At 63.7% G+C, this 18,420-nt stretch carries 8 protein-coding genes; 1 reads left to right on the top strand and 7 read right to left on the bottom strand.

The window, feature by feature from the left end; translation table 11 throughout:
* Nucleotides 1-56: 56 nt before the first annotated feature.
* Nucleotides 57-1,253 (top strand): glycosyltransferase, encoded by a 1,197-nt coding sequence (locus ABMC88_RS13600; protein WP_349577445.1) that lies wholly within the window; start codon nucleotides 57-59, stop codon nucleotides 1,251-1,253.
* Here the strand turns inward: ABMC88_RS13600 and ABMC88_RS13595 are convergent.
* Genes ABMC88_RS13595 through ABMC88_RS13565 form a run of 7 tightly spaced genes read right to left on the bottom strand, consistent with a single transcriptional unit; the run spans nucleotide 1,250 to nucleotide 18,150 of the window.
* A complete protein-coding gene (locus ABMC88_RS13595) occupies nucleotides 1,250-2,086 on the bottom strand; it encodes a glycosyltransferase family 2 protein (RefSeq protein WP_349577444.1) in 837 nt (278 codons plus the stop codon). The two genes, ABMC88_RS13600 and ABMC88_RS13595, sit on opposite strands and share 4 nt — an antisense overlap.
* Nucleotides 2,083-4,623, bottom strand: a complete 2,541-nt coding sequence (locus ABMC88_RS13590; RefSeq protein WP_349577443.1) for a hypothetical protein — start codon at nucleotides 4,621-4,623, stop codon at nucleotides 2,083-2,085. The genes ABMC88_RS13595 and ABMC88_RS13590 overlap by 4 nt, the downstream gene beginning before the upstream one ends.
* Nucleotides 4,620-5,573, bottom strand: coding sequence for a hypothetical protein (locus ABMC88_RS13585; RefSeq protein ID WP_349577442.1), 954 nt, complete (start codon nucleotides 5,571-5,573; stop codon nucleotides 4,620-4,622). The genes ABMC88_RS13590 and ABMC88_RS13585 overlap by 4 nt, the downstream gene beginning before the upstream one ends.
* Nucleotides 5,574-5,575: 2 nt before the next feature.
* The gene (locus ABMC88_RS13580; RefSeq protein WP_349577441.1) at nucleotides 5,576-6,292 is read right to left on the bottom strand and encodes a 4'-phosphopantetheinyl transferase family protein; all 717 of its coding nucleotides are present in this window, start codon (nucleotides 6,290-6,292) and stop codon (nucleotides 5,576-5,578) included.
* Nucleotides 6,289-10,767, bottom strand: coding sequence for a MupA/Atu3671 family FMN-dependent luciferase-like monooxygenase (locus ABMC88_RS13575; RefSeq protein WP_349577440.1), 4,479 nt, complete (start codon nucleotides 10,765-10,767; stop codon nucleotides 6,289-6,291). The genes ABMC88_RS13580 and ABMC88_RS13575 overlap by 4 nt, the downstream gene beginning before the upstream one ends.
* On the bottom strand, nucleotides 10,764-11,738 hold the full coding sequence (locus ABMC88_RS13570) for a glycosyltransferase family 2 protein (protein ID WP_349577439.1): 975 nt from the start codon (nucleotides 11,736-11,738) through the stop codon (nucleotides 10,764-10,766). Before ABMC88_RS13570 ends, ABMC88_RS13575 begins: the two co-directional genes overlap by 4 nt.
* Before the next feature lie 4 nt (nucleotides 11,739-11,742).
* Entirely contained in the window at nucleotides 11,743-18,150 is a 6,408-nt protein-coding gene (locus tag ABMC88_RS13565; protein WP_349577438.1) for a type I polyketide synthase, read from the bottom strand.
* Nucleotides 18,151-18,420 lie beyond the last annotated feature (270 nt).

Here is an 18,420-nt window from a genome sequence, read left to right as displayed (position 1 = left end):
TTGTGCCAGTGGCCGTTACGACGGGGCGCAAAGAGTGAGACACGAAGGACGCACCAGTGCATATCGGCTATATCCTCAACAGCTACCCGCAGCCCAGCCACAGCTTTATCCGCCGCGAAATCTGCGCATTGGAGGCACAGGGCCATACCGTCACCCGCATCGCCATGCGGGCGGGCGATGCGCCGCTGGTCGATGCCCAGGACATCGAGGAAGCGGCAGCGACAGAATATGTGTTGCGCAGCGGCGCGGTGGCGTTGCTCGCGGCCTTCGGGCGCGCGCTTATCACGCGCTTTGCGCGGGTCTTCGCCGGTGTGTCGCTTGCGGTATCTTGCGGGCGCAGATCGGAGGTGGGGGTGATCAAGCACTTGATCTATCTGGTGGAGGCCGCCTTTGTCGTGCAACGCTGTGATGCGCTTGGTGTGGAGCATGTGCATGCGCATTTCGGCACCAATGCGGCGACCGTGGCCATGCTGTCGAACGCGGTTGGCGGCCCAAGCTACAGCTTCACCGTGCACGGCCCCGAGGAATACGACGCGCCCCGCGCGCTGAGCCTTGGCACCAAAGTGGCACGCTCAAAATTCACCGTGGCAATCACCAGCTATGGCCGAAGCCAGCTGAGCCGCTGGGCGGGCCCCGACCATTGGGACAAGATCAAAGTCGTGCATTGCGGCATTGACCCATCGAAGTTCCCCGCGCCCACACCCCTGCCCGACGGCCCACCTCGCTTTGTGGCCATTGGCCGCTTTGTCGAGCAAAAGGGCCAGCTGTTGGCCCTCGACGCAATGGCCGCGCTGATCGAAACGCATCCCGAGGCGCACCTGACCCTCATCGGCGACGGAGAGATGCGCCCCGAGATCGAGGCCCGCATCGCCGCCCTTAACCTCACCCGCAGCGTTACCCTGACAGGTTGGGTGGATGAGGCCCGCATTCTGTCAGAGCTGAATGCCGCCCACGCGCTGTTGATGCCCAGCTTTGCCGAAGGGCTGCCCATGGTGATTATGGAGGCGATGGCCGCAGGGCGTCTGGTGGTCGCGACCTATATCGCTGGCACGCCCGAGCTGGTGCAGCAGGGCAAGACAGGCTGGATCGTGCCTGCGGGCGATGCGGGTGCTTTGGCAGATGCGATGCAGGAGTTGGCCGAGACAGACCCCGACGTAAGGGACGCAATGGCAACGGCTGCCCGCGCCCGCGTGCTGGCCCGCCATGACGCAAGCGTCGAGGCCGCCAAACTGGCCGCGCATTTCGCCGCTTAACGCCCCCGCGCCCAACGCTCTTGGCTGCGGTGCGGCAGGCGCACGGCAAGGGCTACGATGGCGAAGGCTACGAACCCCAAGGGTGCTTGCAACGCCAGTTTCCAAACGGGCTTTGCGTCTTCTGGCACGGGGTCGTGGTTGTCCCACAGTTCGGGGAATTCTGTCTTCACCTCGGCCACGCCGATGTCTTGGCGGCGGCGCACTTTGATTAATGCGGCCATGCCCTCGATCATCGGCCAGCTATAGGTGGCAGGCACGCGGTGCCGCTCGGACGGGGTGAAACTCAGCCGTACAAATGTGTCGTCCGAGATGATGTCGGGGAACGCCCCCCACCGCTGCCGCGCCGCACGGTTCACCGCAAACACGCCAAACCCCGGCACGCCGTGGGTGCAAAACGGCAATGAGGCCCAGAACCGCGCATAGGCCCGCGTAAACGCACTGCCCGCCGCCTGCACAACGGGCGAACCGCTGGCATAGCGGACCTCTTCCGTGTCCAGCACCTGCGCCAGTTGCGCGATCAGCGGCGGGGTCACAACCACATCCGCGTCCACATATATCCGCGCCCCATGCACCGCCGTGCGGTCGCCTGCATTCAGCGCGGCCATCTTGCCGCCTGCCTCAAGGTTCAGCACGCTCAGCGGCCAGCCTTTGGTTGCAAACCGCCCCGCAAAACTGCGGGCCACCTGCACGGTCGCATCCGTGCAGCCATTGGCCATCACGATCACTTCAACCCGCGCCCCTGTAGCGTCAGAAGCCAGCAGCGCCTCCAGACACGGCTCGATATAGCCGACCTCGTTATGGGCGGGGATCAGGATACTGCAAGACACGCTCATCGGCCTGCCACCAAAGCATCCCAACGCGGGTTACGGTCATCCAGATGCCGTAACCCGCCCCAGCTGCCCCATTTGGTGGGCACATAAACATCGGCATAGGCGTTAAACAGCGTGCCCCCCGCCTGCGCCCAGCCCTCCAACAGCGCGGTATAGAGCGTGCCCATCTGCGGGGTGTAATTCAGATGCTGGAAAAACGCGGTCAGCCGCGCATCATCAACTTGCGCCCCGATGCCAACGATATGAGAACCGCCTTCGTACATGATCAACTCCAGCCCTGCGTCCTGCGCGACCTTCGCGTGATAGGGCCAGACGCGGTCGCGCAGATCGCTGACCGTGTCCACGTTCTTTCCACTGACCGAGCCATCCATCAGTTCTTGGGCCGCCAATGTCGTGGCGTATTTATATTGCAGCGCTTCGATCCCTTCTTGGCGGGCCGCACCTGTCAACCCTTGGGCTGTGATGGTCTCATTGGCGCGGGCAAGGCTTTCGTCCAGCCAGCCGTTAACCTGATCGCTGCGATCCTCCAGCCCGAGGATACCGCCGAAATATCCGGTGACGGCATAGGCATCGAAGGCCTCGGACGGCTTGGGCTTGCCCTCTTCCACGACCAGTGGCGCGTTCAGGATGCTATCCTCCAACCCCAGCCAGCCGGTCTGGCTGCTGATGACATTGACCAGACGGCCTTTGGTATCGGCAAAAGCTGCCGACCAGATGCGCGCCACTTCGGCTGCCCGCATGGCATAGAATTGCGCGCCGACCTCGTCTTTGTCCCACCGCGCCTTGGCTTGCGCATCGGCCCAGCGCGTCTGCTCGAACTGGAAGTTCCACATCTCGTTGGAGTATTCGACATAGACGGTCAGATCGGGGTCCAGCCCCTCGCGCACGGCCTGCGCAAAGCGGGTGACATAGTCGTCATCGGCCAGATGCGGGATGTTCACCCAGATGTTCTTGCGCTGCTGGTTGGCCAACGCCAGCATCACTGGCAGCGGTACACCGTCGTGGGCCCAACTGGCGTGGCTTTGCTGTGGCCGCCAGTCCCAGCGCCCCTGGGTCGAGTTGTTGGTCTCCATCCAGTCCATCATGCGCAGCGTGTCAAAGGCCGCAAGGCGGGCGGTCCAGTCAGGGTTGAAGATCTCTCCGCGTTGCCACAGTCGCAGGCGATCCTCGCGCACGACCGAGATATTGCGCACAGGATTGCGTGTATTGGTGCGCTGGATGCGGATTTCGACACTGCCGGGACCGGGGGTATAATCAAACCGCACCTCGCCGCGCCCGTAGCGGATGTTGGTGGCACGGCCCGCAGGCTCGACCACGCCCGCGCCTTCGAATTGCAAGACATAGCGCCCCTCGACCGAAGCCGCGGCCTCGGGCGGCAGGTCGGTCAGGATCAGCGTCCCGACCGAGCTTACGGTGCGCGGCAGATCGCGCACCCAGCCGTTGGCGTCAATGTGGCGTTCTTTCACCAGTTGGTCGTATTCGATGCCGCCGAATTGGTTTGGCAAATGCCCCAACCACGGCCGCGCCGTTTTCATCACATCAAGGAACGGCTGCTGCGCCGCCCAATCCGTCACAGGGGCCAGCCCCACGGCAATTGCGCCCTTTGGCGTGGCCCGCGGTGTCGCGGTTGAAGAGACTTGTGGCGCTGCGGCCGTTTCAGTTGTAGGCGGCGCACGGCTGCCGACGGGGGCGGCGGCGGCGGGTTTGGGGGCGATGGCAGGGGCTTCGGCGATCTCGCCGTTCGAATACCCCTCCACCGCCTCGCGGGCGATACGCTGCATTGCGGCGGCCATTTCGGCATCCGGCCCGTCGAATGTTTTGCCAAAACGGTCCTTTACCACATGCGGCAAACCTTCGGGGCTGACGCCCGTCAGCGTGGCATATTGCACCATCGAGACAAAGTAATGCCCCAGCGCATTGAGATGGATGTCATCGTCGAAGACATCCGCAATCTCGCCAAGGCCCGGCACATCGCCGGCGGCAATCGCATCGTCCAGCCGCGCCAGCGCCTGCCCTGCGGGGATCAGCTGTATGCGGTCTTCCGCCCCCTCGGCGCCGGCACGCAAATTCGCGACAATCCCTTCCCACGCCAGCAGATCATCCTGCAAACGCACGCGCCACGGCAGATCGGCGTTGGCGTCAAATTCCACCGCCTGCCCTGTGCCGCTTTTCAGGCTGTGCCATGTCTCTTGCACAAAGACGCGGCCGTTCTGGTTACCGCTCAGCGCCAGACCTGCAAAGGCTTGGGCATAGACGCCTGTTTCGCTCCATTGCAGGTGGTTGGCCAGCGGGATCGCTTCGGTCAGGATCAGATCGGTGGTCGTGCCGTTCGGCAGCACCTGCCGCGCATCAATGCCTTGGGCATCGGCGGAATGCTCCCAGTTGTATTTGAGCGGCGCACCATTGGTAATATGGGCCTGCACCTGAACCGTGTCGCTGGTCGCCTTCAGCGCAGCATCCAACATATCGGGCCCTGTCGTCCCGAACAGGCTGTGACCGACCATCACGATCGAAAAGAGAGTGCTGGCAAGATCGCTCATACGGTTAGTCCACTATAGGGGCGCATGTTGCGCACGGTATCCCAGACAATGCCCTGCATCATCGCGGCAGCCTCGGCGTCGGGCGCATCTGCGGGCGTGCCATCGGCGCGGCGCAGGGCAAAGCGCAGGCCACGCGGATCGCGTTGGTAGATCGTCGCATAATGCGTCAAGGCTATCAAATAGTTGCCCGCATCGCTTAGGTGAATGGTGTCCACCGCGCCCTCTGGCGTGCGCGCCATCAGCGCCTCTAGGTTTTTCAGATTGCCGATGCCGTCCGCAATATCCAACGCATACCCCATCGAGGCCAGAACCTGCCCCCCCGGGATCACATAGATCGGCGCACCGATGTCCAACGCAGCAGGCAAGGCCAGCTTTTCCAGCCACAGATCGCTGAAATCAGTCTGGATACGGTCATAAAAGCCGGCGGGGTCGTCAATGTGGTGCCACGTTTCATACAAAAACAGCCGCACGTCCGCCCGCGCCCCCCGCGCAAGGGCGGCCCATTTGGCCAGATAGGCGGCACTGTCGTGGTATTTGATCGCATCCTTCAACTCGACCATTTCGGTCATCACAACCGCGTCAAAGGCGGCCGATTGCAGGCTGTCGCGGGCGGGTGCAAACTTGGGGTGGGCGTTTTCAGTCTCATAGCCGTTGATTTCGACCTGCGGCTCCCAATGGCTGCGCAGCGGTGTGCCCCAGCCCAGCTGGCTGGCGAAGTCATGGCCCGCAGGTGCCAGTTGCGCCAGCATCGCAGGCATATCGCGCCCGACCAGTGAATGGCCGAGATGATAGACCTTTTGCGCCGTCTGCGGCGGCATCAACCCCGTCCGATAAAGCGCGCGCGCCTGATCGAGGCGGGCCGCCGTGCGCATACCGCGCAGCGCAAAAGCGCCTGCAACACCCGCCACCGCCGCCGCGCCAAGCCCCATCACACCCCGTCTCGAAATCATGCTCACCCGTCTCCGTCATGCTCCAGCAACTGTGCCACATCCTTGTGGTCCTGCGCCACCGCACAGACGATCAACCCCGCAGCGTGGGCGAAATTCCCCGCAAGGGTTTTGCCAGCAGCTATTGCCCCTTGTGGCTGCACAAACCGTGCCAGAAAGGTCGTGGCCGCGCGGTCAATCTCGACCTCCAGCGCGTCAAATCCGAACACCTGCCGCGTGAGCGGATATTGCGCCTTATACGCCGCCTCTTTCGCAGAAAAGATCAGCTTGGCCATCAGACCCCGCTCTGCCTCGGGCTGCCTGTCCAGCCATGCGATTTCCGCCGTGGTGCAAATCTCTGCGACGAGGGTATCGTCCAACGCAGTGGCCTCTTCGAGGTCAACGCCGATGCCGCCCCACCGCTGCGCATCGCCGACCACCGCAACGCAAGCCGTGGCAGAATGCGAGATGCTGCCCGTCGCGCCCTCGGGCCACAGGGGGGCGCGGTCTGGCCCCATGGGCACAGGGCGCGGTGGCAGGCCAAGGGCGACCATCGCCGCCCGCGCAGCAGCGCGGCCCGCATGGAATTCAGCCACCCGCGCAGGCACCGCCCCAGATACGGCGTTGGCCTCGGTCGGGTCGGTGGCATCGGGGATCAACCCCGGATCGCGGGCAACAACGGCCATGCCGTCTGGAACAACCTGCTGCGTCAGCGCCTGAACCAGCGCAGGATCGGCCCTCACGAGGAGGCCTTCGACCGGCCTGCCCTCATGGCACGGCGTTTCGACATCGTCTCGGCCCGCGCTGGTGCGTCTTGCACAGGCTCGGGCGCGGCGGCGGCGGCAGGCGCGTTGCCCTTGTCCAGATGTGCTGCCAATCCCTCAAGCGTGGGAAAGCGGAAGATATCCGTGATGCCCAAAGTCGTGACGCCCAAAGCCGCCTTGATGTCGCGGTGCGCTTGCACGGCCAACAACGAATGGCCGCCCAGCGCAAAGAAGTTATCCGTTGGCCGAATGTTCGCCACGCCCAGAATGCCCGACCAGACCTGCGCAATCGCGGCCTGCGTGCCCTCCACAGGCGCGGCGGTTTGTGCCGTCTCGGTGGCGACTTTGGCAGCCGGTGCAGGCAATGCCTTTCGGTCGATCTTTTTGTTCGGAGTCAAAGGCATACGCGGGACAGTGACAATGCGTGCAGGCACCATGATGTCGGGCAATGTGGCCCCAAGGGCTGCGCGCAGGCGGTCTTCGTCGACGCCCTCGCAGGTGACATAGCCTACCAGCTGCGCACCACCTGCCCCTTCGCGGGCGACCACGACGGCTTGGGTAATGCCTGCTTGGGCTGCCAGCGCGCTTTCAATCTCGCCCAGCTCGATCCGGTGGCCGCGGATTTTCACCTGATCATCGGCGCGACCCATGAAGCCAAGCGTGCCGTCACTGCGCCACGCAGCCAGATCGCCGGTGCGGTACATCCGCCCTGCGCCAAAGGGGTTTTCGACAAACCGCTCTGCCGTCATCTCGGCACGGTTGTGATAGCCGTGGGTGACGCCATCGCCTGCGATATAAAGCTCCCCCGCCACGCCCACAGGGCGCGGGGCCAGCGTGTCGTCCAGCACGTAGACCTGCGTATTGGCGATGGGCGTGCCGATGGCTGCCGTCGTCTCGGGCTGCGTCACCATTTGCGTGGTGGACCAGATCGTCGTTTCGGTCGGCCCGTACATGTTTTGCACACGCCCCCCGCATGCCGCGATCAGCTCGGACGCCAGCGCCCCCGGCAGCGCCTCGCCGCCCACCATCAACTCTCGCAGACCCGACAGCGCATGGCGCGTCTCGTCGTTCATGACCAGCATCTGCGCCATGGACGGCGTGCATTGCATATGGCTGACCTTGTGGCGCATCAGCTGTGCTGCGAGCGAGAAGTCGTCCTCCGCCAAAGCAGAGCCGGCATTGCTGCGCGTCAGTACCTCGGCCAGCGGCGTCAGCCCCGCCATCACCGTGTCCACCGCGATGCCATAGTCGATCAGGCAGGCGATCTCGTCCACACCGATGCGTTTAAGCTGCTCTGCCCGCGCGATGCCGTCCTCAATGGTGCCGAACAGGCCGCTGTCGTTGAAATAACGCTGAAAGGCGAACTCAAGGATCGCTTCCATCTCTTCCGCATCCAAGCCTTCCAGATCAACCTGAAACGGGCTGGTCGCCCCTTCGGGTTTCTTGAACGCTGGGAAAGCCCATGCGTATTGTTTAATCAGGCCCGCAGCCGAGCGCAGGTAGTCCTTCATCGGCTCGCGGGCGATCTCTTCTGCCTTCTCGCGGCTCTCATCCAGATAGGTGTGCAGCATCACGGTGACCTTGAAATCAGCCGGATCATGGCCCGCATCGCGCAAAGCTGCGTGGTAAATCTTGATCTTATCTGCCACCTCATCGACGGATTGGCCCAGCAGGTGCGTCAGCACATTGGCACCGATCTGCCCCGCTTCTTTCCACGTCTCGGGGTTGCCCGCAGTCGTCACCCAGACGGGCAGCGTTTCGGAGACAGGGCGCGGTTGGGTCACGACCGCAAAAGGCGTGCCGTCTTTGGTCGGGAACTCCACCGCGTCGCCGCGCCACAGGGCACGCAACTGGTCAATCGCCGCGTACATCGCGGGCTTGTTGTCGGGGGGCGTATTTTCAGGGCGCAGGACAAAGTCATCGGGCTGCCAGCCGCTGGCAATCGCCAGACCCACGCGCCCGTTGGTGAGGTTGTCAATCACGGCCCATTCCTCGGCGATCCTTGCGGGATGGTGCAACGGCGCCACGCAAGAGCCTGCGCGCACAGCTAGATTTTGCGTCACCGCCGCCACCGCAGCCCCCGTCACCGACGGGTTGGGGTACGGGCCACCGAACGCGTGGAAGTGCCGCTCGGGCGTCCAGACGGCGTTAAAGCCATTGGCATCGGCGAACTTCGCGCCCTCCAGCAGCAGGCGGTATTTCTCGGGGCCGATGCCGTCATCGTTGCCCCAATAAAAGAGGTTAAAGTCGATCTTGCGGTCGGAGACAGCGATCGGCCCACGCGATAATTCCGTGCGGCTGTCATCGCCTGCCAGCACCAGTTTAAAGCCCCGCGACAGGGTCCAGAAAAGCTCAAGCACCGAGATGTCGAACGACAGGCTGGTCACGGCGAGCCATGCGTCGCCCTCCGCATATTCGATCCGCTGGTCCATGCCGGCAAAGAAGTTCGCGACATTGCCGTGGCCGACCATGACGCCTTTGGGCGTGCCGGTGGAGCCTGAGGTATAGATGAGATAGGCCAGCGTCTCGGCGCTTGCCCCTGCGTCGGGGTTGCTGTCGGGCGCGTTTGCCAATTCCGCATCCGTATCCAGCACCAACAGCGCCGCATCGCCACGTGGCAGACTGTCGGCCAGCGCCGATTGCGTGACGATTACCGGCGCCCCGCTGTCGGCGATATAGTGTTTGATACGGTCCGCAGGATAGGCAGGGTCCAGCGGCACATAGGCCCCGCCCGCCTTCAAAATACCCAAAGCCCCAACCAGCAAATCCACGCCCCGCGACGTGGCAAGGCCCACGGGCGTGCCAGTCGTGACGCCTTCGGCCATCAACCGATGCGCCAGTTTATTCGCCGCCGCATTCAGCGCGTTATAGCTGAGGGTTTCGCCCTCGAACACCAGCGCTGTGGCCTCTGGCGTTTTGGCGACCTGCGCCTCGAACCCTGTGTGGATCGGTTGCGCGGCATAGTCGATGTTCGTGGCGTTCCAAGTCTCCAGCAGGGCCGTGCGCTCGCCCTCGGGCAGGCCTTCACCACCGCTAAGCGCATGGGCCACGCGGGCAGTAAGGATGTCCATTGCCGCATCCGTCAGCAGGCCGGTGTCGCCGTGTAGCGTAATCTCGGAATCTGAGATCGTCGCGGTCAGCGTACTGCCCGCAACCGCTGCATCCGCCACCATGATCTGCGGTTTTTGGGCCGAGATGTCGGGATCACGCAGGGGCAAATCAATGGCGAAGCCGGCAGAAGACGCAATCCGCTCGGCTTGCGCTGCTAGGTCCGCGTCACTGCGCAGCGGCACCCAATCGGCGCTGAAACCAGCGGCCGCTGGCGTGATCGCCACGCCCACATCGCCCGCCTGCCCCGCGCCCGTTGAAATAGCGGCAAGGAAGGCCGCCGTTGCCGCCTCAATCCCTTGCGGAGCGTCAATTTGGCGGGTGCGATAGCTGCCAGAGGCCGTGCCCTGCGCCAGCGGGAGGGGCAAAGCATCCATCCGCGCGAGTTTACCGCGCCAGTAGGCTTCGTTCTTCAACAGCGTATCATGGGCGCTGCGCATGGCATCTGTAACGGTGTCCAGCACTATGCCCACGGCAGGAAGGTCTCCCCCTTCCAGCGCCGTCACGCCCGTCAGCGCAACCGCGCCGTCAGAGGTGGCCACGACCAAGCGGTCCGCCGCGCTTTCCAATACCGTTCCCGCAGCGCCTGCGCCTTTGGCGGCTTCGGCCCCTGTAACGGTGAACACCGCACCGTCATGGGCAATTTTGGCAAGGCCAAGCGGGTTCCAGTAGCCCGCGAAATCAAGCCCGCGCAGCAGTGCGGTGATCTGCGCAGTCGTTTGGTCAAATTCAATCATCCCCAGAACCGCAGGCCGCTGGTCGCGGGCGAAATAGCTGCGCTCGCTCAGGTCTTGCGCGGTGCGCTGGGGGCTGCCGCTTTCCAGTTGCGCCATCACGCGGGCAAAGCTTTCCATCCCTGCGGCGTAGCATTTGGAGTTCAGGCTAAAGGCCGTCTCGTCCTGAGCGATGTCGATCAACTCTTGGGCCAGCAGATCGCCTTCGTCCACGCCGCCCTCGATCATATGCCAGCTGACGCCGTGCTGCGCTTCACCGTTGATGATCGCCCATGCGGGCGTGTTCAGCCCCGCGTAGCGCGGCAGCGGGCCGTCGTGGAAGTTCACCGCCCCTTTTGCGGGCAGCGCCAGCACGGGGTCGGGAATGATCCGCAGGTTGGCGATGCTCAGCAGCCAGTCAAAAGCAGGCAAATCGACCCGCGCCAGATCGGCGGGTTTAGCGTAGGTGGCGATGCCGTGCGTTTCGGCCCAGCCGCGCACATCGGCGTCTGTGGTGACCACGGCCAACACGCGGTGCCCGCCCGCGACGATCATGTCAGCGCAGGCGATGGTCAGCGACTGATCCCCAAGGATCACACAGGAAAAAGCGGACGGGTTGAACGGGGCAGTCATGAGCGGTCCTCCGGAGACAGACGGTATGGGGTCGCGGCGTGGGTCAGCAGATCACGCAGGAACCACGCGGGATCTTGGGGTTTGCGGCCCGCAAGGCCCGTGCGCAAACGGTGCAACACTCCGCCCGCCACATGGGCCAAAAGGGCAATCGCCGCATAGGCGCGCCCGTGGTTTTTGATGAAATAATGGCGGCGGGAATCATACCAATAGGACGGCATCCGCTGTTTGGTCTTCATCCCTGTCGAAACGGAGCCGATATGCACAACGCGGCTGTCCGGCACATACCAACACGACCATCCCGCACGCGCCGCACGCAGGCACAGGTCGGTTTCCTCGAAATAGAGGAAAAACGTCTCGTCGAATGTGCCGATCTTCTCCAGCATCGTGGCCCGCAGCATCATGCTGGCACCTGCGCTCCAATCAACCTGTTGGGTCTGCGTGGGTTGCGGCAGGGGCACGGGTGCCTCGGGCAGCAAACGGTCGATCATGCCCAGACGGGCCGCACCCGCGAACTCCCCCGCGATGGTGGGAAAGCGGAAGGCAGTGGTGTGCACGACGTTGTCTTCACCACGGATATGGCTACAGGCGATGCCAGCTTGCGGATGCGCCTCCAGATGCGCCAGCAATGCGGCAGTACAGCCCGCATCGGGGAAGGCATCAGAGTTCAGGATATAGTAATAGTCAGGCTTGCGCCCGTCGCTGCGGCTCATGGCAAGGCCGATGTTGTTGCCCGCACCAAAACCGCCGTTGACGGGGGAGGCAACGACACGGACCAGACCGCCCTCGCCCCAGCCACGGGATGCGACCTCTTGGCAGATCGTCTCATACGAGCCATCGCCCGAGGCATTGTCGACAATCACCAACTCTCCGCCTAGCGGATGAAGATCGGCCAAGGCGGCCTCGGCGGCACGCAGGGTCATGGCGGCCGTGCGAAAGTTGAGCAAGATGCACAAGACAGTGGGGTTGGACATGGGGTTACTCCGCTGCCGTGGCGTGGCGCGGGGTGGTATCGGCGAGGGCTTCGTCGATCACCTCGCGCAGCTCCGCCGCCATGACCACCACGTTGGGCGACAGCACCATGCTGTCGTGATCGCCCGGCACCTCGATCACCTCGACGTGGGGCGCGTAGCGGGTCCAGTCGTTATCGGCAAAGACGTATTCACGCGCCTCGCTCACCCAATTGCCGCCTGTCACCTTGTAACGACGGTCCAGCACGGGGCGCAGCAGCGTCATCGCGCCGTCCCATTCGGGCGTGCGGTATTGGCCGACGGCCCGCAGGAAGGCGGCCTCGATTTTGGTGTTGTTGAACTGTGCGCCCCCGGCTTGCGCAGGCGTGCCTTGGCGTTTGGCGCGTTCCCACGCGATGCGGTTCTGCGCCCATTCCACCAGATACTTCGGCCCCTTCTCGCGCAGTTCTGCCAGTTTGATCATCGCCTTATCGGGTTTGCTGAGGCTTGGCCGCACGGGCAAAGGCGTGTCCAACAAGGCCAGCACCGCCACCTCTTCACCCGCAGCACGCAGCTGGCGCGCCATTTCATAGGCGGTGATGCCGCCGCCCGAGAAACCGGACAGAAGATAGGGACCGCTCGCCTGCACCTGACGGATCTCGGCGATGTAGTCTTTGGCCGCGTCCTCGATCGTCTCATGCGGGGCACTGTCGCCGATAAGGCCGCGGGCCTGTAGGCCGTAAACCGCACGGCTGTCGGCAAATTGTAGCGCCAGATGGCGCAGGTTCAGCACATTGCCGAACATACCCGCGACCACGAACAAGGGTGCGGCTTGGGCGGGCTTTATCCCGTTGAGTGGCACGAGATGGGCAAAGCCTTGGGGCGCGGCATCACCTTCCGGGGCATCGCTTGCGATATCGCCCGTCTGGGCAATGATCCGTTCGGATATATCGGCAATCGTCGGGGCTTCGAACAAGACCGAGATCGGGAACTCCACCCCGAACTCGCGCTTTACGGAGGCGAAGAGTCGCACGGCAATCAGCGAGTGGCCACCAAGATCAAAGAAGCTGTCATCGGCCCCCACAGGCGAAACGCCCAGCAAGGTCGACCACATCGCGGCCAACGCCTCCTGCACGGGACCCTCGGGCGCGACAAAGCCTTCCAGATCGGTCCGCTCGAAACTCTGGCCTGTCGGCATTTCACGCGGCGGCGTGTCCGCCTGATCAATCAGCGCCTGCAACGGCAAGGACGAGACATAGACTTGCGGCACATCCAGCGCCAAAGCACGGGCCAGCGCCTGCGGCCCCTCGGCGGCAGTGATGCCTTGGGCCACCACAAAGGCCAGACGCTCTTCGGCCTCTGACAGGGCGCGGGCCTCGTCGGGGGCGGTGTCATCAAAGTTCACCTCCGCCGCGCTCAGCGGGGCGGCTTGGGCGGCGAACCCGCCTTTGAGACGGGTCATGGCGAAATCGCGCACCTCGACCAGCACGGCGCCTGTCGCATCGCAAATGGTCACATCAAACCGCGCATCATCCGCGCTGCCCGCAGCAAGGCGCATGTGGCTATAGATCTCTGTCGGCAAGGGGCCGTGCACAGTGATGCTGCCGTAAGACATCGGCACCCAAAGGTCGGCGTTGTCATACCCAGAGGCCAATGCAACGGCCCAACCTGTCGCCAGATCCATCAGACCGGGGTGCAGAATTTGCCCTGCGTCCAGCGGCGCGTTCAGCATGAGGCGGGCAAGGCCCTCGCCGTCGCCCGTCTGCCGCGCCCGCACGACCTGCCACTGCGGGCCAAAGCGCAAATGCGCCTCTTGCGGGCTGGGCATATGCGCGCCGTCCGCCTCCTCAACCGCGTTCAACCGGCCCGAGATTGCCTCAAGATCAATTGCTTGCGGCTTGGCTTTCACGCTGGCCAATTGCGCCTCGGCGTGGGTTTGCCAGCCTGTGCGCCCGTCCAATGTGCAATCACTCATCAGTGCTGCAGCAAAGCCTGCGCCATCAGGCTTCAACGCGACACGCATCTGGCGGGCTTGCCCTTCGGGCGCATCGAATGCGCGTAGGAAATAGAGATCATTCAGAGCGAAAGGCGCGCTTAGCCCTGCGGCCTGCGCGGCTTGCGCCAGCGCTTCGATCATCCCCGTGCCGGGCATGACGGCGGTGCCGTCGGCCATGCGGTGCTGGTCCAACATCCAATCCTGCGCTGCGTTCAGCGTGGTTTCAAAGCGTGTCTCGCCTTCCAGCACCTGCATGCTGTCCAGCATCGGCGCGTCCAAGGCGCGGGGAGGCAAGGCCTCGACCTGCGTGTGGCCCACGGCCTCGGCCGCCATGCCCACATCGGCCCAGACGCCCCAGTTCACCGCGACCACACGGGTCTGCGCGCCTTTGCGCGACTTGGCAAAAGCGTTGAGGTAGTCATTCGCGGCGACGTAATCCACCTGCCCCGCCGCCCGCGTGGCGGTCGAGGTCGAGGCGAAAAGCACCATCAGATCGACACTGCCGTCAGGCAGCAACTGATCCAGAACGCGCAAGCCCTGCACTTTGGGTGCCAGCACCGCGTCGACCTGCGTTTGGGATTTGCCCAGCAGCGGCGCATCGTCCAGCACCCCTGCGGCGTGGAATACCCCGTCGATGGTGCCACGTGCCCGCAGCGCGTCGATCACCTTGCGCATCTGCGCGACGTTCATCACATCGGCAGCGGCCACTTCGACGGTCCCGCCCAACGCCTCCAACTGCTGCACAGCACGGATACGCCGCGCCGTCGCGTCGCCCGCATGGGTGGTTTGCAGCACACGCGGCCACGCCTCCCGCGCGGGCAGTGCCTTGCGGCTGAGCAGCACAACATGGGCGTCATGGCTGGCCAATAGATCCGCCGCGATGGTCTGGCCAATGCCGCCAAAACCGCCCGTTATCAAATAGGTCCCGCCGCGTTTGATCGCGGGATTATCGGCCACGGGCAGCGGCTGTGCGCGGTAGCTTTGCACGTAGCGTCTGTCGGGACGCAGCGCGGTCACGGCATTTGCAGGCACGGCCAACATCTCGGCCAGCAGATCATCAACCCGCAGACCTGTCGCATCTGCGACTTTTTCCTTGCTGCCAAAGAAGCCTTTGGGCGCCTCGGCCTGCGCCAAGACCACATCCACCGTCGCCACGGTCACATCCGCAATCTCATGCGGGATCACACCCGCAGGGCCGCTGATCATCGCCTTTTCGGGATAGGGCAGCGGCTCGGACGCGACTTGTGCTGCACCGTTGGTGAAGACGGTGAGGTGGGTGGATGCCGCGTCTTCCCGCTCGGCCAGAACCTGACCCAACCACAGCAGGCTGTAGAACCCCTGCTCTAGCATACGATCATAAAAGCTGCTGCCGGGGCGGTGGGATTCGTCGCCTGTCAGCCCCCAAAGATGGGCGATGCGTGTGGGGGCAAAGCCGCGTTCGGACAGCGCGGCAAAAAGCGCGTCATAGCCTGCGCGCCCCTGCTCGGGCGCGAGTGCAAAGCGCCCCTCGCCCAGATCGGCAAAGCTGTCGCCGGTTTGCACGGTCACAACATCCGCACCTTTTTGCGCCAGACGCTTGGCCGCGTCCGCGCCCAGCCCGCCTTCGTCCACGAAGATCAACCATTGCTCGGACGCGCCTTGGGCGATGGCAGCCTCAAGGTCGGCGTCCACATCGGCATATTGCGCACGCCAGCTGGGCACAGTACCCCAGTCGGCGATATTGTCGGTCCGCGCAATCGCGGGTGCTGCCACCACAGCGGCCTGCGCGCTTGGCGCGATGAAATAGGGGCTACGCTGGAACTGATAGGTCGGCAGCACCACACGGTTGCGCCGCGCCTCGCCCCAGATCTGGTCCCAATCAGCCTCGACCCCGCAGGCCCAAAGCCGTCCGATCAACCCCATAAAATAAATGTCATCTGCAATCTCTTGCTCGGGGTGGCGCAGGGAACTGAGCACTTGGGCAGGCTTTACCGCCGCTGACATTTGCGCCAGTGACGACAGCGCCTTGCCGGGGCCGACTTCAAGAAACACGCGATCAGACGGGGCGGCAAGCGTGTCGATGCAATCGGCGAAATGCACCGTGCCGCGCAGCTGTCCGACCCAGTAATCGGGATCGGTGGCTTGAGCGGCGGTCATTTGTTGGCCTGTGCGGTTGCTCATTACCGGCATGTTTGGCGCTTGCAGGTCCAGCGTGGCAAGGAAGGCGCGGTAGTCGTCCAAGATCGGGTCGAGCATGCGGCTGTGGGCCGCGATGTCGATGGCGATGCGCTGGCTCTCGACCTCGTCTTTTGCCAGCCGTTCTGTCAAGGCAACAAGTGCTGCATCGGGGCCGGAAATCGCGGTCAGCTCTGGCCCGTTGACCGAGGCCACGTCCAGATCATAGCCGAGGTAGGGTTTGATCGCATCGAGCGACAAAGGCACGCTAAGCATGCCGCCCGCAGGCACGGTATCAAACAGACGCCCGCGCAGCAGCACCAGATCAATCAGGTTCTCAAAGCTCATCACGCCCGCAAGGCAGGCGGCAACGTTTTCGCCCATGGAATGGCCGACCATGGCGGCAGGCTTCACGCCCCAGCTCATCCACAATTGCGCCAGCGCGTATTCGACAATGGCAATCAGCGGCAGCTGCACGGACGGCTTTTTGAACGCCTCTGCGGCGGCTTGCGCATCGCCTTCGGGCAACCACAAGGCGCGGATGTCATAGTCGAGCTGCGGCGCGAGGTGATCAAGGCCGCGGTCCATGGCTTCCGCAAACGCCGGCTCTGTCTCGTATAAATCGCGGGCCATGGTGGGGTATTGCGCGCCGCCACCGGGGAACATGAAGACAACCTCGGGGGCGGTGCCAAGCACCTCATGCGTGAAGACGCGGCGGGTGTCGCCCGCCTCCAGCAGATCGGCGGCCTCGGTCGCAGTTTCGGCCACAACCACGCGGCGGCGTTCAAACCCGCGTCGCCCGTTTTTGAGGGTATGGGCCACATCTGCCAGATCAAGGTCAGGGTTGCTGCGCAAGTGCGCGGCGAGTGCGGCGGTGTTTGCCTCCAGCGCGGATTTGGACCGCGCCGAGATGCACAAAGGATGGAACGGAAAATCGCTTTCCTCGGAGGCGGGGCGCTGCGGCGCTTCGGCCAGAATGGCGTGGGCGTTGGTGCCCCCCACCCCCAGCGCGTTGATCGCCGCATGGCGCGGCGTTGCGCGGCGGGGCCACGGCGTCAGCGCCGCGTTCACCGAAAACGGCGAGCCTTCAAACCCGATAGCGGGATTGGGCGCTTCATAGCCCAGCGAGGGCGGCATCGCCTCGTGATGCAGCGCCAGCGTGGCCTTGACCAGACCCGCCACACCCGCAGCGGTGTCCAGATGGCCGATATTGGTTTTGACCGAGCCTAGGCGCGCGTAGTCGACCTTGTCGGTCTGGGCGCGGTAGGCTTCGGTAAGGGCTGCGACCTCGATCGGGTCGCCGAGATAGGTGCCGGTGCCGTGACATTCGACCAGCTCGATCTGGTCCGCCGCCACACCCGATGCGTCCAGCGCTTTGCCAATCGCCTGCGCCTGCCCCTCGACCGAGGGCGCAAGGTAGCCCGCCTTGGCCGCGCCATCGTTGTTGATGGCGGAGCCTTTAATCACTGCCCAGATGTGGTCCCCGTCCGCCTGCGCATCCGCAAGCCGTTTGAGCGCGACACACCCCGCGCCAGAGCCAAACACGGTCCCTTGGGCGCGGTGGTCGAACGCGTGGCATTCGCCGTCGGGCGAGAGGATCTCGTTTTCCTTGAAGACATAGCCGCGGCCCTGCGGCAGCTCGATCGTGACACCACCCGCCAGCGCCATGTCCACCTCACCGCTGCGCAAGGCGGCGGCGGCATAGTGGATCGCGACCAGCGAGGTCGAGCAGGCCGTTTGCAGGTTGATCGACGGGCCTTTCAGGTCGAACACATGGCTCACGCGGGTCGACAGGAAATCCTTGTCATTGCCCGTGTGGCGCAGCAGGAACATGCCTACGTCATCCACCAGATCGGGGTTCGAGCAGATGTTGAAATAGAAATAGCTGCCCATACCGCAGCCTGCATAGACGCCGATGGGGCCTGCGACAGTTTCAGGCACATGACCCGCCTGCTCCATCGCTTCCCACGCGACCTCAAGAAACTTGCGGTGCTGCGGGTCAAGGATTGCGGCGTCTTTGGGCGAAAAGCCGAAGAACTCGGCATCGAACGTCTCGAACCCCTGAAGGTCGGCAGCGGCGCGGACGTAATTCTTGCGGGCGATGTTCTCGGGCGTCTCGCCTGCGGCCAGCAGTTCTTCCTCGGTCAGCTTGCGGATCGAGGAGACACCATCGCGCAGGTTATCCCAGAACGCGGCAACCGTATCAGCACCCGGCACGTTAACGGCCATGCCCACGATTGCAATGTCGTCAGAGCCGACTGAAATCTTGCCGCTTTGAAGTGTCATACCGTCTCACCTTTTGGCCTGCGGGACCGCGCTGGCCTGCCCGAATAAATTATCTAAAACTGACCCGTTGCCGAGACACAATTGCCCCCACGGAAATAAGCTAGCCTTCGATATTGTCTATTTCATGGCAAAACGCGTGCTTTTCAAGCGCACAACCGAGGGGAGAATAGCACAAGTTTACCCCCCCAAAAAACGATTTAAAACACCGTATTTATTATGATTGTTTCGCAGATGTGGACAATACAACAGGTATTTCCGCCGTCGCGCATG

This window comes from Sulfitobacter aquimarinus, from assembly GCF_040149565.1.
Classification (GTDB): Bacteria; Pseudomonadota; Alphaproteobacteria; order Rhodobacterales; family Rhodobacteraceae; genus Sulfitobacter; species Sulfitobacter aquimarinus.
Note: the sequence above shows the minus strand (reverse complement) of the source record. Positions and strands in the feature narration are given on the sequence as shown.

Bases quoted from the DNA above. Each gene is read 5' to 3' on its own strand.
- ABMC88_RS13575 (WP_349577440.1), bottom strand. From the start codon at position 10,767: ATGACTGCCCCGTTCAACCCGTCCGCTTTTTCCTGTGTGATCCTTGGG.
- ABMC88_RS13565 (WP_349577438.1), bottom strand. From the start codon at position 18,150: ATGACACTTCAAAGCGGCAAGATTTCAGTCGGCTCTGACGACATTGCA.
- ABMC88_RS13570 (WP_349577439.1), bottom strand. From the start codon at position 11,738: ATGTCCAACCCCACTGTCTTGTGCATCTTGCTCAACTTTCGCACGGCC.
- ABMC88_RS13590 (WP_349577443.1), bottom strand. From the start codon at position 4,623: ATGAGCGATCTTGCCAGCACTCTCTTTTCGATCGTGATGGTCGGTCAC.
- ABMC88_RS13585 (WP_349577442.1), bottom strand. From the start codon at position 5,573: ATGATTTCGAGACGGGGTGTGATGGGGCTTGGCGCGGCGGCGGTGGCG.
- ABMC88_RS13595 (WP_349577444.1), bottom strand. From the start codon at position 2,086: ATGAGCGTGTCTTGCAGTATCCTGATCCCCGCCCATAACGAGGTCGGC.